This is a genomic window from Acinetobacter sp. LipI_19 (assembly GCF_058242925.1).
On sequence record NZ_JBZAYK010000001.1, the window covers coordinates 3,050,185 to 3,066,658 of the forward strand.

The 16,474-nt window shown below is 36.8% G+C and carries 12 protein-coding genes; 6 read left to right on the forward strand and 6 right to left on the reverse strand.

All coding sequences use genetic code 11. The features are described 5' to 3' along the window. Window positions 1-132: 132 nt before the first annotated feature. The 4 genes from AC4CVF_RS14770 (at window position 133) to AC4CVF_RS14785 (ending at window position 5,708) form a co-directional block, all read left to right on the forward strand. Window positions 133-3,003, forward strand: a complete 2,871-nt coding sequence (locus AC4CVF_RS14770; RefSeq protein ID WP_490774654.1) for a ribonucleoside-diphosphate reductase subunit alpha — start codon at window positions 133-135, stop codon at window positions 3,001-3,003. A 97-nt stretch (window positions 3,004-3,100) separates the two neighbouring features. Beyond that, window positions 3,101-3,232 (forward strand): preprotein translocase subunit YajC, encoded by a 132-nt coding sequence (locus tag AC4CVF_RS14775; RefSeq protein WP_004722859.1) that lies wholly within the window; start codon window positions 3,101-3,103, stop codon window positions 3,230-3,232. Between the two features lie 141 nt (window positions 3,233-3,373). Next, window positions 3,374-4,657 (forward strand): ribonucleotide-diphosphate reductase subunit beta, encoded by a 1,284-nt coding sequence (locus AC4CVF_RS14780; RefSeq protein ID WP_004722861.1) that lies wholly within the window; start codon window positions 3,374-3,376, stop codon window positions 4,655-4,657. 316 nt (window positions 4,658-4,973) lie between these two features. Next, window positions 4,974-5,708: a hypothetical protein gene (locus AC4CVF_RS14785; protein ID WP_490789645.1), complete on the forward strand. Its 735-nt coding sequence runs from the start codon at window positions 4,974-4,976 to the stop codon at window positions 5,706-5,708. A gap of 137 nt (window positions 5,709-5,845) precedes the next feature. Here the strand turns inward: AC4CVF_RS14785 and AC4CVF_RS14790 are convergent, their stop codons facing one another. The 6 genes from AC4CVF_RS14790 to AC4CVF_RS14815 form a co-directional block, all read right to left on the reverse strand. Next, window positions 5,846-6,337: a flavin reductase gene (locus tag AC4CVF_RS14790; protein WP_004722874.1), complete on the reverse strand. Its 492-nt coding sequence runs from the start codon at window positions 6,335-6,337 to the stop codon at window positions 5,846-5,848. A 195-nt stretch (window positions 6,338-6,532) separates the two neighbouring features. After that, window positions 6,533-7,561 carry a methionine synthase gene (locus AC4CVF_RS14795; protein WP_336953273.1) on the reverse strand — a complete coding sequence of 343 codons (1,029 nt, stop codon included), beginning with the start codon at window positions 7,559-7,561 and terminating at the stop codon, window positions 6,533-6,535. 28 nt (window positions 7,562-7,589) lie between these two features. After that, a complete protein-coding gene (locus AC4CVF_RS14800; protein WP_034610135.1) occupies window positions 7,590-8,567 on the reverse strand; it encodes a DUF1852 domain-containing protein in 978 nt (325 codons plus the stop codon). Window positions 8,568-9,236: 669 nt separating this feature from the next. Next, window positions 9,237-9,950, reverse strand: a complete 714-nt coding sequence (locus tag AC4CVF_RS14805) for a hypothetical protein (RefSeq protein WP_336953276.1) — start codon at window positions 9,948-9,950, stop codon at window positions 9,237-9,239. Beyond that, window positions 9,937-11,550, reverse strand: a complete 1,614-nt coding sequence (locus tag AC4CVF_RS14810) for a glycoside hydrolase family 19 protein (protein WP_490789646.1) — start codon at window positions 11,548-11,550, stop codon at window positions 9,937-9,939. The genes AC4CVF_RS14805 and AC4CVF_RS14810 overlap by 14 nt, the downstream gene beginning before the upstream one ends. Before the next feature lie 2 nt (window positions 11,551-11,552). After that, window positions 11,553-14,441: a type VI secretion system Vgr family protein gene (locus AC4CVF_RS14815; RefSeq protein ID WP_490789647.1), complete on the reverse strand. Its 2,889-nt coding sequence runs from the start codon at window positions 14,439-14,441 to the stop codon at window positions 11,553-11,555. A 622-nt stretch (window positions 14,442-15,063) separates the two neighbouring features. Between AC4CVF_RS14815 and AC4CVF_RS14820 the strand changes: the two genes are divergently transcribed. Together AC4CVF_RS14820 and scpB are read left to right on the forward strand one after the other, a co-directional pair. Then, complete coding sequence (locus AC4CVF_RS14820; RefSeq protein ID WP_336953281.1) at window positions 15,064-15,855, forward strand: segregation and condensation protein A; 792 nt, start codon at window positions 15,064-15,066, stop codon at window positions 15,853-15,855. Further along, window positions 15,852-16,442, forward strand: a complete 591-nt coding sequence (gene scpB / locus AC4CVF_RS14825; RefSeq protein WP_336953283.1) for an SMC-Scp complex subunit ScpB — start codon at window positions 15,852-15,854, stop codon at window positions 16,440-16,442. The genes AC4CVF_RS14820 and scpB overlap by 4 nt, the downstream gene beginning before the upstream one ends. Window positions 16,443-16,474 lie beyond the last annotated feature (32 nt).

A 16,474-nucleotide genomic window follows, 5' to 3' on the forward strand; every position in this document is an offset into this window, starting at 1 on the left:
ATTCTTGAAATGTCAATATTGATCTACCCTTAAAATTACCGTATCTTGTGTTCTAAATTAAATTAAACCACTAAGTATTGTGTTTAGTCCTCAAACATCGTGACAACAAATTTTGCAGTTTGTACGATTCAAATGGTCCATAAACATAACAATGATGACAATGGAGCTACGCTGACAATGAACGCCATTACAACCCCAGGTCAACTACAAGTGATTAAACGCACTGGTGATGTTGCCGCTTTTGATGCAGATAAAATCTCTGTAGCAATTGGTAAAGCTTTTTTGGCTGTAGAAGGTCAACAAAGTGCAGATTCAAGCCGTATTCATGATCGCATCACTCAGCTCACAGAGATGGTGATGAATACTTTTAATCGTCGTTTACCTTCTGGCGGAACAATTCATATTGAAGAAATTCAAGACCAAGTTGAATTGGCGCTTATGCGTACAGGTGAACAAAAAGTTGCACGTGCATATGTAATCTATCGTGAACAACGTTCTGATGCACGTAAACAAACTGGTGCTCATCATCACCCAACCTTACAAATCACAGATGCGAACGGTCAGCTTCAGCCTCTAGATTTGAGCAAACTTCAAGCCACGATTGAAAAAGCAAGTGAAGGCTTAGAAGGCATCAATGTTCAAGCCATTGTCGATGAAACAGTTAAAAACTTATATAACGGTGTAAAACAGTCAGACATCTCAACCACGATGATGATGGCGACACGTACCCGTATCGAACAAGAACCAAACTATACTTATGTAACTGCACGTCTATTACGTGATGACTTGGTTGCGACAGGTTTAAAATTCTTAGGTTTAGCTACAGATACTATCGAAGGCGATGCGCTCGAAACTTATTTAAACAAAGGTATCGAGCTTGAGCTTCTCTCTCCTGAGCTTTTAAACTTTGACCTTGCAAAATTGGCAGCTGCAATCAAACCAGAACGCTCAAACCAATTTACCTATTTAGGTTTACAGACTTTATTTGACCGTTACTTCATTCACTCAAATGATGTACGTTTCGAACTTCCGCAATTGTTCTTTATGCGTGTTTCAATGGGACTTGCATTAAATGAAGAACAGCGTGAAGATCGTGCAATCGAGTTCTATGACTTATTGTCTAGCTTCGATTATATGGCGTCTACACCGACCCTGTTTAACTCAGGTACATTACGTCCACAATTGTCAAGCTGTTACTTAACTACGATTCAAGATGATCTTTATGACATCTATGGTGCGATGCGTGACAATGCCCTTCTTTCTAAATGGGCAGGCGGTTTAGGTAATGACTGGACACCAGTACGTGCCTTGAACTCATATATCAAAGGTACTAACGGTAAGTCACAAGGTGTTGTACCTTTCCTTAAAGTTGCCAACGATACTGCTGTTGCAGTAAACCAAGGTGGTAAACGTAAAGGTGCAGTATGTGCATACCTAGAAACTTGGCACTTGGACATTGAAGAATTCCTAGAGCTTCGTAAAAACACTGGTGATGATCGTCGTCGTACTCACGACATGAACACGGCTAACTGGGTTCCAGATTTGTTTATGCAACGTGTGATTGAAGACGCTGAATGGACACTGTTCACACCATCTGAAACGCCTGATTTGCATGATTTAACTGGCGGTGAATTTGCTGAACGTTATGCTTACTACGAAGGCATTGCAAAAGAAAACAACATGCTGCATAAGAAAATCCGTGCGAAAGACTTATGGCGCAAAATGTTATCAATGTTGTTTGAAACAGGTCATCCTTGGATCACATTCAAAGACGTATGTAACTTACGTTCACCACAACAACACGTAGGTGTAGTGCATTCATCTAACTTATGTACTGAAATCACTTTAAATACCAATAAAGATGAAATCGCAGTATGTAACTTAGGTTCGATCAACCTTGTACAACATGTTCAAGGTGGCGCATTAGACCGTGAAAAATTAGCGCGTACAGTTAAAACTGCTGTTCGTATGCTCGACAACGTGATTGACATCAACTACTACGCAGTTGAACAAGCACGTAATTCAAATATGAAACACCGCCCTGTCGGTATGGGTATCATGGGCTTCCAAGATGCTTTATATGAATTGGGTATGGGTTATGGTTCTGATGCAGCGGTAGATTTTGCTGATGAATCAATGGAAGTGATCAGCTACTACGCGATTCAAACATCAAGCGACCTTGCTGTTGAACGTGGTGTGTATTCAACATTTAAAGGTTCATTGTGGGATCAAGGTATCTTGCCAATCGACTCTTTAGATATCGTTGCAAAATCACGTCCAGAGCGTATGTTTGAAGTTGACCGCACTCAACGTTTGGACTGGGATACATTACGTACTAAAGTTCAAAAAGACGGTATGCGTAACTCAAATGTAATGGCGATTGCACCTACAGCAACCATTTCAAATATTTGTGGCGTTTCGCAGTCTATCGAACCGACTTTCCAAAACCTTTATGTAAAATCTAACCTTTCTGGTGAATTTACAGTGATCAACCCGTACTTGGTACGTGCGTTAAAAGATCGTGGTCTTTGGGACTCTGTGATGGTTAACGACTTGAAACATTTCGAGGGTTCAGTACAAAAAATTGCACGTATTCCTGAAGAGTTAAAAGCAATTTTTGCGACTGCATTTGAAGTCGATACACGTTGGATCGTAGATGCTGCATCACGTCGTCAAAAATGGATCGACCAAGCGCAGTCATTGAACCTTTATATCTCTGGTGCAAATGGTAAGAAACTAGACATCACTTATAAGATGGCTTGGTTACGTGGTCTTAAAACCACTTATTACCTCCGTGCATTAGGTGCAACCTCTGCGGAAAAATCAACCATTAACACGGGTGCTTTAAACGCAGTAAAAGCAACAACTGTTGCTGCACCAGTGGCTACGGTTGCTCAAGAAACTAAACCTGAAGCGCCTGCTGAAGAAGATGGTTTCGCTCAAGCAGCACCAGTACCACAAGCATGTTCAATCGACAATCCAGATTGTGAAGCTTGTCAGTAAGTAATCCTTCCCAATCCTCAAGGGGAATAAAGTCCCCCTTTTTAAAAAGGGGGACTTAGGGGGATTCAAAAAATCTGAAATTATAAAAGGCGAAGAAATGTTCCATTTAAGTCATAACTATGAGTTAGGCGTAATCGTGCTGATCTTAGCCTTTTTAGTTTTTTACGTGCCTGCGGTCTATGCATTCTTTGCGATCCGTAAGCAGCAAAAGCGTAAGCAAAATAAGTAGTGTGGATATCTGTTCTTTCGAACAAGAACAAAACAACTATCGGCAAAACTTAATTTTGCTTGCACAGAATAAGCGTATAGTAGTGACATCTTCCATTGTGAGATGTCGAACATAGATATTAACAACGAAGAGAGAACAACGATGTCTATCCTAAGTTGGGACGATTTTGAAGATGATGAACAGAAACAAGCTGCACAAGCTCACCAGCCTGCGCCCGTCGAACAGAAAAAAACGACTGATTCGCAAGTGGTATCTGATACAAAGCAGTCATCGCAGAATGTGGCAACTACACAATCCGCTGGAACCTATACAGCAAGATCAACAAATCCAACCGATTCGTTGGCAAGAGCATCTCACGCCTTAGAAAAGTTAGATGTTGCACCTGGCTTAGAAGAGCTTGAAATGGGTGCGCAACGTGTACAAGTTGATGATAAAGCCATGATCAACTGTCGTGCTGACTTAAACCAACTTGTACCGTTCAAATACGAGTGGGCTTGGCAAAAGTATCTAGACGGGTGTGCAAACCACTGGATGCCGCAAGAAGTTAACATGAACCACGATATCGCACTTTGGAAGTCTGAAAATGGCTTAACTGAAGATGAGCGTACCATCGTGATGCGTTCATTAGGTTTCTTCTCTACTGCGGATTCTTTGGTTGCAAACAACTTGGTGTTGGCGATTTACCGTCACATTACCAACCCTGAATGCCGTCAATACATCTTGCGTCAAGCATTTGAAGAAGCGATTCATACGCATGCTTACCAATACTGTATCGAATCTTTAGGTATGGATGAAGGCGAAGTCTTCAACATGTACCGTGAAGTTCCATCAGTTGCTCGTAAAGCTGCTTGGGGCTTGAAATATACTCAGTCTTTATGTGATCCAACCTTCCAAACAGGTACACCTGAAAACGATCAAATCTTACTGCGTAACTTGATTGCATTCTATTGCGTACTTGAAGGGATCTTCTTCTACTGTGGTTTCAGCCAGATCTTGTCTATGGGTCGTCGTAACAAGATGAATGGTGTTGCTGAGCAATTCCAGTACATCTTACGTGATGAGTCTATGCACTTGAACTTTGGTATCGACATGATTAACCAAATCAAGATTGAAAATCCAAACTTGTGGACTGCTGAATTCCAAGAAGAAATCATTCAGATGATTCTTGAAGGTACTATGCTTGAAATCGAATATGCGCGTGACACAATGCCACGTGGTGTATTGGGTATGAACGCAGCGATGATGGAAGAATATTTAAAATTCATCTGTAACCGTCGTTTAGCGCAGTTAGGTTTACCTGAGCAGTTTGCTGGTGTAAATAACCCATTCCAGTGGATGTCTGAAATGATGGACTTGCGTAAAGAGAAGAACTTCTTTGAAACGCGTGTAACTGATTATCAAACTGGTGGTGCGTTGAGCTGGTAAGCTCGACATATCGTAGAAGGATACAACACCTGTCATGACGTTCCATGACAGGTGTCATACAATAAATAACTTTGAAAGACATCAAAATATACATCTTGAATATTTTCTTGATAGCCTAAAGATGCCTACAAAATATTAAATAAAAAATGAACTCGTATCACTATCTTTTAAAAAAATTTCCCGATCTAATTATTAACATACAGATTGTTCATAAAAAAGATTATATAAAAAACAAAGGACTATCAAAAAATGTAAGTCAAAAAGTAGTTTTTATTTCACATTTAAAATTTTCTTATTTAATAGAGCATAGTTTTATATGAATATCAGCCTTAAGTCTTGCGAAGAAATCTATAATATCTTAGAAAATATCTCCAAAGATGAGAAGAAAATCAAAAGTAAAAAAATAGAGAGCAACTCAAAAATAGATATATCAATACTAGTAATAGGAATAATATTATTTATTTATGCTTTTATCATAAAGTTTATAATTTTTTTAACGTCAAAAACAGAACCTCTTGAAAATGCACTTTTCTTTTTAGTTATGCTAGGATACCTTCTTATAATAATAAGCCCAATTGTTGGACTAATGATAGAAATTAAGAAAAACTATAAAAATATTAAGAATCCCTTAAAAATATTATTTAAGAGAACAAGAGATTCAACTGAAGCAGATATAAATGCCGTAAGAAAACTAATATATTTCAATCAAGATAATCTTGATTTTTCTTACATAGAACTAAAGCATGAGCTAGAAGATTTTAATAAAAGAATAGCTAATATTGTAGGTACCATAAGCAAAATAGGTTTATTCCCAGCAATTCTCGTAGGATTGACAGCGATATCCACTCAATTAGAGAAAAAAAAGTTTATTCTTCAAAATTTGGAACCATTAAATCAATATATAGTTCTATTTTCAATTTCTATAATTATACTTTACTTTGTATCACTTCATGCTAACTTTAAATCCTCTGATTTAGAAAGAAGAGTTAAGATTCTTGAATATGTAATACAGTTAAAAAAGAACAAAAAAGATATCATTCATCTAATATAGTTAAAAATCCAAAAATTCTAGGAGAAGAAACATACCTAATTCTGTAAAAATATTTAATAAATGGCTTAGAGAAACAAATCTTTTCAGATTTAGACTTTTCTCATGAGAGATCCAACAAACCCAAAAGCAAACTGGCTTTAAGCAACCTCGGTCTGCCCAACATGATGATAAGAACGATTAAAATAAACCAAGCTTTGATCATGTTCACTTTGTTGAATTGCCACAATACGACAAATAAAAATCGTATGTGTTCCAACTTCCTGAATTTGCTCAATCTCACAATCAAAATTCACCAAAGCATCATCTAAAACCGGTGCGCCAGTTTCTAATTCTGTCCAAACGCCATGTTTAAATCGTTCTTCTGGGCTTAATTTAGACGAAAACGCTTTAGAAATATGCTGATGATGTGCACTTAAAACATTTACAGTTAAAATTTTATTTTCAACAAAATGCACATGCGAACTCGCCGCTTTATTCATACAGACCAATAAAGTCGGAGGCGAATCCGTCACACTACATACGGCAGACGCAGTAAATCCATAACGACCAGACAAACCTGTCGTGGTAATGACACTGACTGCACTGGTCAACAAAGACATTGCATTTCTAAAGTCTGTTGCTTCAATCATTTCATTGTTCCTAAATTGAACCGTACTTTTTTAGATTTAGCATTACCCTGCTATTCCGTCATGTAGGCACTGCATCTGGATGAGTTTCTCAGTAGAACTGACGTTCTCTAAATTGTGATCAGGGTTTCCAGTTGGGTCTTGGATATCCATTCACCCAAACAGGTCACCCTTTTTACACCACAATATCGTTGAATACTAGCGGCTAAGTTCTTGACGAACGATTTCTGCGCCAGCACTTAAAGCATTAAGTTTGCCTCTTGCAACTTCACGAGATAAAGGAGCCATACCACAGTTAGTCGATGGATAAAGCTTATCCGCATCGACAAACTGAAGTGCTTTTCGTAATGTGTTGGCAACTTCTTCTGCTGTCTCAATGGTATTGGTTGCCACATCAATAGCACCAACCATTACTTTCTTACCACGGATCAATTCGATCAGATCCATTGGCACACGAGAGTTTTGGCATTCTAAAGACACGATATCAATTTTAGATTGTTGAAGTTTAGGGAATGCTTCTTCATATTGACGCCATTCTGAACCTAAAGTCTTTTTCCAATCTGTATTGGCTTTGATACCATAGCCATAGCAAATATGCACCGCAGTTTCACATTTAAGCCCTTCAAGCGCTCTTTCTAAAGTCGCAACACCCCAGTCGTTGACTTCATCAAAAAACACATTAAATGCAGGTTCATCAAATTGGATAATATCCACACCCGCAGCTTCTAACTCTTTGGCTTCTTCATTGAGGATTTTGGCAAATTCCCAAGCAAGTTTTTCACGACTTTTATAATGCGCATCATACAACGTATCAATCATGGTCATTGGACCAGGCAACGCCCATTTAATCGGTTGATTGGTTTGTTGACGTAAAAACTTGGCATCATCAACAAAAACAGGCTTTTGACGAGATACCGCACCGACAACAGTTGGTACGCTTGCATCATAGCGATTACGAATGCGTACAGTCTCGCGCTTCTCAAAGTCCACACCATTCAGATGTTCAATAAACGTGGTGACAAAGTGTTGGCGCGTTTGTTCACCATCACTGACAATATCGATCCCAGCGTGTTGTTGCTCTTGCAATGACAAGCGTAAAGCATCTTGTTTGCCTTCAATTAATTGCTCATCTTGTAATTTCCAAGGTGACCAAAGTTTTTCAGGCTCAGCAAGCCAAGAAGGTTTTGGTAAGCTGCCAGCAGTTGAAGTTGGTAATAATATTTTCATAATCAATAATCTTGTCTATCTAGGTAAATTAAGCAACGTAATTTGCAGACCACTGCTCAAGGATATGTTTGTATGGCTTGATGAACTGCTCTTCAGTAAATTTCCCTTGCTTAATCGCCAACTGGCCACGCTCTTCTCGGTCATACACAATACGAGTTAGTGAATAATCCTGATGCTTTAAACTTGGTTGGTAAGATTTACCTGCCACAGAATTTGCGTTGTAAATCTCAGGTCGGTAAATCTTCTGGAAAGTTTCCATGGTGCTAATAGTACCGATCAACTCAAGGTTAGTGTAATCACTCAACAAATCACCACGGAAGTAAAATGCCAAAGGCGCAACACTATTAGGCGGCATAAAATAACGAACCTGCAAACCCATTTTTCCGAAGTATTCATCTGTTAACGAATATTCATCTTGTAGATATTCAACACCCAATACTGGATGCACATTTGCAGTACGGTGATACACCTTGCTACTTGAAACACTAAGACAAATCACAGGTGATTTTTTAAAGTTTTCTTTATACGCATTTGAATTTACAAATGCGTTGAAAATCTTCCCATGAAGCTCGCCATAGTTTTCTGGCAGGCTAAATTGATCTTTATTTTTATTATGTTCTAACAGCAATACACTAAAATCATAATCACGCACATAAGAAGAAAAATTGTTGCCCACAATACCTTCAATACGTTGATTATTTTTGTGATCAACAATATTGGTTTTCAATATTTCAATCGTAGGGAAAGTCTCACCGTTGCCTTCGATATCAATATCAACTGAAATGATTTCTAACTCAACAGAATAACGATCTGCTTCTGGATTATCCCAATGCGCTAAGGCATTAAAACGATTGTCAATCATCGTTAGGGTATTGCGCAGATTGTCATGGCGACTCTCACCTCTTGCTAAATTGGCAAAGTTGGTTGTGATACGCGTATTATTAGAGGGATGATAGTTTTCGTCGAAACTAATGCTCTTAATCGTAAATGTAAAATCTTTACTCATGATGATCTGATACCCTAATTTCTGAAATAAACCTGAATTTTTTTCATGCTCTTTCTGAACCATCCAATTTCTCTTTGGATCTATCCAGCCAATAGTATTTCCCGTATTTTCTGACTTGTACTTGGTTGCTCAATTCAGAATCAACGATAATTTTGTCTATCGTGAAGCGCTTGGTGTAATTTATACCGTAATCCTTACATGAATAAAAATGATATAATTTCACAAAAAAGTGAAACAAATTCATGTTTAGGGGTGAGTAACATGAATAAATGGATTGTGAGGCTGGGCTATATGATAAAACTCAAGAAATGAGTAAGCAAAAATGCTGTTAAAAGTGTATATAAAAAAACTGATCTGATTACCAATGTGTTGGGCTTTATTGTGTTGGTTGCTATTTGGCTTATTTCTTGGATTAGGAAATTGAGAAGAAATGAAGATCGAAAGTATTTTTTAGATTGATCAGTTAAGTTTTTCTATTGTTGGACTGTTGGGTAACTGCCGTTGGCAAAAAATCATCATCTAATAATGACTTATACTCATCATTTAATAGCCTCTTTATAAATATTAAATTTGTTAAAAGCAGCCAGCTCGATAAATATCAATTAAAATTATATGGTTATGGTAAATATTTTTTGATGATGAATCCCAAACGTAATTATGACTAAACTCCTAAAAAATATCAGATAATTTAATATATCCTTCTGTTGTCTTAGTTTTTCCATAATATTCAACATGAAGGTATAATGAGTCACTATTTTTAATAATATTCTTTATTGTTACTTTATCATTTTTTACAATATAAGCCTTTGTTTTTATATAATTTTTATCAAGAAAAAACACTTTAGGTAAATTTATTTTTATATTTTTTACTGTTTGATTTGAATTGTCTTTTAGAGAGTAAATAGTTGATTTATTATAATAAATAACACTTAGGTTAAGATTATCACTTAATGTTTTTAGTTCTTCTTGCAAAGAATATCTATCATTTTTCAACTTGTATATACGTGTGTAACTTATAGAGCCATCTTTAAACCTTTCAATAATTTGTTTTTTATCATTTATAACTTCTGGATCGTATAATGGACTCAAATAAAACTTATGAGCTTTATTATTTGATATATCGAATATTTGATACTTTCCACTAGGATTGCAATCATCTGTATAGTTTACAAACAAATATTTCCTTTTATCATTCGTTAAACTCTCCACAGAAAAAGCATCTTTATCAAAACAATAATTAGCATCATCAAATAGGAAAATTTTCAGGGAACCCTGTTTAAAATAAACTTTATGATTATCCTTTACTAGGCTATCACTATCAGCAAAAGTTAGTGGTGGACATAAAAGAGCTACTGTTAAAAAGATTTTTTTACTTAAACCCATTTCTTTTCTCAACTTCTCTTAATATTTTCAAAAATAAACTTTTCCGCTCGGCTAAACCTACTGTACCACCATTAATCCTTCTGCTTACTTTATCTACAACTTGTAAATGATGAGAATTGGTATAAGTCCCATTTAAGTCACTATATCCTTTCCGAACCAAATTATCCGCATTTTTAAATTCATTAAAAGCCCATACAGCACTTTCAACAGCATGAAAAAGATCGTTACAAAGTAAATCCGGATTTGTTACCACATCAAGTCCTGAATAGTTTTTATATAAAATATATGCACTTTTCCACGTTAATTGAATTAAACCTCGCCCTCTATATTTTGGTCCATCACCCGGCGTAGTATTACCTTCTTTTATTATTTGTTTACGCCTTCTACACGCTCTACTTTTTGGAATATCACATACAGATGGAGGAAAAGTTGAAATGTCGTAATCTCTCCCACTCGCATACTCGATTAATGTATAAAAATGATCACATTCATGGTAGATCTGAGCAAGAAAATGACAAAGCATAAGCTTGTCTGTCATTTTATATTTTAGTAATCCCTTATTTAAGGCGAGTACAAATTGTTCAGGAGTTGTGTTCTGTGTCGGTTTACCGTTCATTCCTTCTTTCCAAAATAACTTTCGAGAACCATATACCTCCTTAAAAAAGCTTAAAGAAATTATTTCTCCTGAAATACTATCCTCTATACGTCTAGGAATATTAGGATCATTTGTTGCTGTTCTTCCATTCAAAATATCTACACTTAATTGTAAATCAATAAATTCCTCTTTAACTCTTCTGACCATAAAGCTCACAGAATCTAAAGGAGTTCCATCTGGTTTTAAAATGATTAATTTAATTTTTTGACCAACCCAGTTAATTAACTTTAATTGTCCATTTTTAACTTTAAGATTCTTTTTTTGATTATTGTTAAAAATCATCTCAACATCGACATCATTAACTGCATAACGCTGTCCTGATTTATCTAATACTTTTATTAATGTAACACCTTTAAAGCGATCATATGGTTCATTTAGTTTAAGTAATATTGGTTGCTTTATCCCATTTCCTGAGTTCCCAGAAAACTTAAGCTGAAATTGATCAGTTGATGTAAGTACTAAAACTTCAATATCTCGATTCGCAGATGATAGAACTTCTACTATTCCTTGATTATTTGTATATTTATCTGGAGAGTTTCCTTTTCCTTTTGGTCTAGATTGAATCGGAAAATTAACCATAACTTTTCCATTACTATCAACAACTTTAAATAAAGTACTAACTATTCCTTTGTTCGTAGAAGACCTATTGCTTTGTTTATATTCGTCAATCGTCTTTGGCAATTGAATTCTAATAGGATTATCTTCAGATGATATTACAGAAGAATTGATTGTTTTAAAAACAGTATAACTTTGCTGATTAGGTGGTTGAACAAGAATTTCAATCGCTCTATTGGGTGAAGCTTGAAATACAAACAAGCCATGCGAATTCGTTTTCTGAAGATTCTCTTTAGATGACCCCTTATATTTAGATTTGACACTTAAATTGACTACATATTTCCCAGAACTATCAAAGAATTTTACTGTAATTGTTTTTAATTCAGACATTACTAAAAATCCTCTTCAGAATAAACATCATCACCGTTCGATAATGCTTCATCTAATAATTCATCTATATTTTCTCCATCTAATCGTTTTTGCACTAAAGAAACATATGATGAATCAAACCCTAATGCAATAAAATCAGTTTCTTCAGGTGTATAAAAGCGTAAAGAACTCATATTATTTTTATCATTCAATTTATCAATTTTAGATTTTATTAAATAATTATTATGTTTATTTAGAACAAAAATTTCCTTGTCATTACCAATATTATCACTCCAGTTATAATCAATTTTATTACTATAAAGTGTTCTAGGTGTTGGTAAACTTACTTTAAAATTAGGTACATGTACTCCTCCTTCAAACTTCTGCTGCCCCGACTTCACCTCAAACAATCCTGATGTTGTCGCAAACACACCTGAACCATTGATCCTTACCTCAGAAGTGTCCCCAACCAGTCGAATCTCTTTAGGGCTTATGATATAAACTGCATCTTCAGTTGAAATAATTTGGATGTCTTTACGTGCAATGACATCAGCACCATCACCCTGAGCTTGAATTTCAACTTTACCTTTTCCTGCAAATAACCTTGCGCCTTCTTGTGCTGCAAACAAACTGATCTTGTTTTGTGCATGCGCTAAGAAGCTCTTTTGAGTGCTTAGATTAATACTGTCGCCTGCGCTATGACTAATTTGCCCATCTGCTGAAAGATGAATATCTTCATTACTGGTAAGCGCAATTGAGTTTGGTGAAGCCAATATCATTAACGCCTGTTTAAACGCCTCGGCTTGGTTCTTAGCTTCATCTGAGTCATCTTTTTCCAAAGCAGAAATAAACGATTTCAAATGATCTAAGTTTTCTAAAGGATCAGTCTTTTGGTTCTTGGCAATATCACTTAAAGCTTTACTGTTGGTCTGACTACCCTCAAGTTGCTTTTTGGCAAACTCTGAATCAAGGTGATCACCTTTGGCTTGGTCTTGTTTGTAGGTCGAAAGCAGTAAACCTTGCCCTGCGCGTAGTGCTCCCCATTGGTCAGTTCTCAGCTCAAAACCTTCTCCACGATCATCACTTTCTGCTTTGTCTTTTGGATGACTCAGTTTGCCCAAGTTGAGTTGGCTGGCCCCATGACTACTCTGTAACTGGCTGCTGATTTGGCCAGTAGTATCGTCAAACCTCAGTTGATTGTAGCCACTGCCTTGATACTCTCGACTTTTTATTCCTGCCAGTTTCTTGGTATCAGGCAGTTTGCCTTTGTCATCAAACTTGCTTGGATGACGTTGTGCTTCATGGATGCGCCCAACCACAAATGGACGGTCAATGTTGCCATCAAAGAAGTCAATCACGACAATCTCACCGATTCTCGGTAAGAACCGCGCACCATAGCCTTCGCCTGCCCATGGGGTCAGGACATCGACCCAAGCTGAATCTGTGTCATTGTCATTAGAACCCGCACCGCCATCATGGGTATTGTCTTCAGTACGGCTAAACAGGAAGCGAACTTTGATACGCCCCCATTCATCAACATGGATTTCTTCTCCGCTTGGCCCTACTACTTTGGCCCGTTGTGGTGATGCAATCGGTCGGTGTTGTAATGGGTTATAGGCTGGAACCGTGCTGATATTACGACGTTGAATGGTTAAATTACTGGCTTGACGTTCATCACTCGTGTTGCTGGTGATTTGACTTGTTTGCCAATTGCTTTGTTGGACTAAAGCGGTGACTTGATCGGTGAGATCTTTAGGTAAGTTATTTTGGTTATAAAAGCTTTTAGCCGTGATTAAAAATTCTTTGTCTGCACCTGAGTGTTGATCTATCTCAGGATGTTCATTTAGTTCAAACCAATAACCAACATGTGCATCGCGCACAGTTGATGTTGCTGTAAATTGTTTGGCTTGTGAATCGTAGTAGTTGCTGAGGTTTTGGTTAAACTTTTCAATCTGACTGTTGCTCGATGGCGTTGCACCATCTTCGCCATTAAGGTCTTGAATCCATGCAGGGCTAAAGTGCCATGCTTGTTCTAAAGCTAGACTGGCATTGTCATAATTTTCACTATGACTGTGTTTACTTTGGACACTGCCAGCACCTTCATCAATATCCAATACATCAGCTTGCCAACGCTGGATATGCACTGAAGTCGGTTGAATGGAACGCTGACCAATAAAATTGGTAATTGAATCAGTTTTTTCTACGGCGCTGCTTCTATGGAAGCGAATATTGCGGCGTTCTAAGGCACTAAATTGTGAATTGTCATCGATTAAACGAAGCTTTTGTGCTTGGATTTGTTCTGTTGAACTCGACACTTTAAGTTGTGCTTCATCGATCAACCAGTTAATCCCTTCACTTCTCATCAAACGGGTCAGGAAGTCAAAATCACTTTCAGATGCCTGCATAATGAATGGGCGCACATCATAGTCTTTGCTCAGTCCACTCTTATCTAATGTCAGACTTGAAGCAAATAGTGGGCTGCGTTGTACCCATTCTTGGAACACGGTCTGGATCACATCCACAACCGACTTATTCATAAATACTCTAGAGTTTCTACGGTGTTTCCAAAGTGCTGTTGGGTCTTCTACAGTCAAACGATAGATGGTAAGAGAACCATCAGATGCGCCAATATCGGCTTGGGTCACAATTCCTGAAATACGGGTTAATTCAGATTTATCTGTGACAATATCAATTGCAGCTTGCGTTCCAATAAAGCTTTTTAAAGGAATGCTTGCTGACGTTGCAAGACAGATGAGCTGAAGTCGAACACCCTCATTGATTTGATGTGTTCCATCAATACGTTGTAGGAATACTTGTTGGCTCAATGCCGAATTAGAAAATTGTACGTGGATCGCACGTTTTTGTGCTGATAATCCAAGCTGCTCCAAAGCAGAGTAAATATTGTTGGACATATTTTTTATACATAATCTTAATAATTAATATATATCTTTAAGTATATAACTATAAAAATCAACTTAATAACATTATTCTATTAATTTTTACTTAATAATTTTTAAAATTCCGTTCAATTTTTTATTAGCTACTTACTTCAATATTTATTGATATTCATATTTGAACTGCTTTGAAATCAATTGTACTCATACAGAATATTTCCTTTACTCAATTCATTTTAAATACAGTTTTATTAATTGAAAATTATATTTCTATCTCAGCCTTTATAGACAGTCCTAAGTAACAAAGCTCCTTAGTATTCAAACCCACCCAACATATAAAGTTGATCCACTTCACATTATGCTATTAAAATATGGATAAATTTTCTATTAAAAACATATAAAAATTTACATTAAAAATTATAAACTTAGCTTAGTTTAATCATCATAAAACAAAATATTCCCTATTTATTTTCAGGTTTTTTTATGGTTTTTATAATTAAACAATGTATTCCTCTTAACTTTTCCATTAAAATAAGCCAAATATCTTTTTGTAATTCGTCACCACCCTCTCCTATGTGCCTATTGAGTGGTAACACGAATAAAACATGCCTTTGAAAATTCGCGTGGCTAATAAACTGTAATGACTCAAGCAACTCAGCATCCTATGGAATCCATTTCCAACATCCGTGTATTGGATGAATGGCAAGAAGAAATTCCAGAGGATTTATATATTCCTCCTGCTGCATTCGAAATTCTGCTTGAACATTTCGAAGGACCACTCGACTTTTTAATTTATCTGATTCAAAAAAATGGTTTCGATCTTTTACAGTTAGATATTGCTCCGATTGCAACACAATATTTGTCTTATATGGACAGTATGAAATCGTTAAATATCGAGCTAACCGCAGACTATATGGTGATGGCAGCATTATTGGCAGATTTAAAATCTCGCTTGTTATTGCCAAAACCAAAAACTATTCATATTGAAAAAGATCCAAAACAGGAACTAATCGATCGCTTAGAAACCTATTTACGGATTAAAAAAGCAGCTGAACGTTTAGGCCAGATGCCAGTTTTAGACCGAGACACTTTTGCGACACATATTGCGATTGGTCATATTCCAAAAGTGTATGAAGGTTATGACGTTGAGATGCTAAAAGATGCCTTATATTGCATTTTTAACCGTCCTGAACCCGTAACCCATAAGATTGAACAAGAACCTGTACTTCTTGAAGAACGCATTGCTTATATCGAATATATGATTGAATCTGGAGAAGTTCTCAGTTTCCAAGAATTACTCAAGCCAAACCAAGGTCGAATGGGCATGGTGGTTACATTTATGGCAATCTTGGAGCTGACTCGTCAGCAAAAAGTCCAAATTATTTCTTCTGGTGTTGAAGCCCCGCTTGCAATTCAAGGAGCAACGGCATGACCATTGATCAAAATAATGCCTTTAATGTTGATGAATTACATCACGAAGTTCTGATGCAACTTGAAGCGATTATCTTTGCAAGTGATGCCCCTGTATCGCTTGCTCGCTTAAGAGAAGCATTTCAAAATCAGTATTCTAAACAACAGTTGCAACAGTATTTACAGCAATTGTCTGTGTTACAACATGGTCGTTCAATCGAACTTGTCGAAACAGCTCAAGGTTATCGTTTTCAAGTGCGGGCAAAATACCGCAACGTGATTGCGCAAGTTTGGCCAGATCGACCGACTCGATTATCGCCATCACTGTTAGAAACTGTTGCAGTGATCGCTTATCATCAGCCAGTAACCCGTGCTGATATTGAGCAAATACGAGGGGTTACAAATAATAGTCAAATACTCAGGACTTTGTTTGATTGGAACTGGATTAAAGAATCTGGTTACCGAGAACTCCCAGGTAGACCCGCGTTGTTAGTGACAACGCCACAATTTTTAAATGCTTTTGGTCTAGTGTCTTTAGATCAATTGCCTCCCCTACAGGATGCCAAGGAAGCTTTTATGATTTTGGATGCGCAAGCTGCCAAGTCTTAAATAGGTGCACTGTTGATGATTATTTCTAAGGT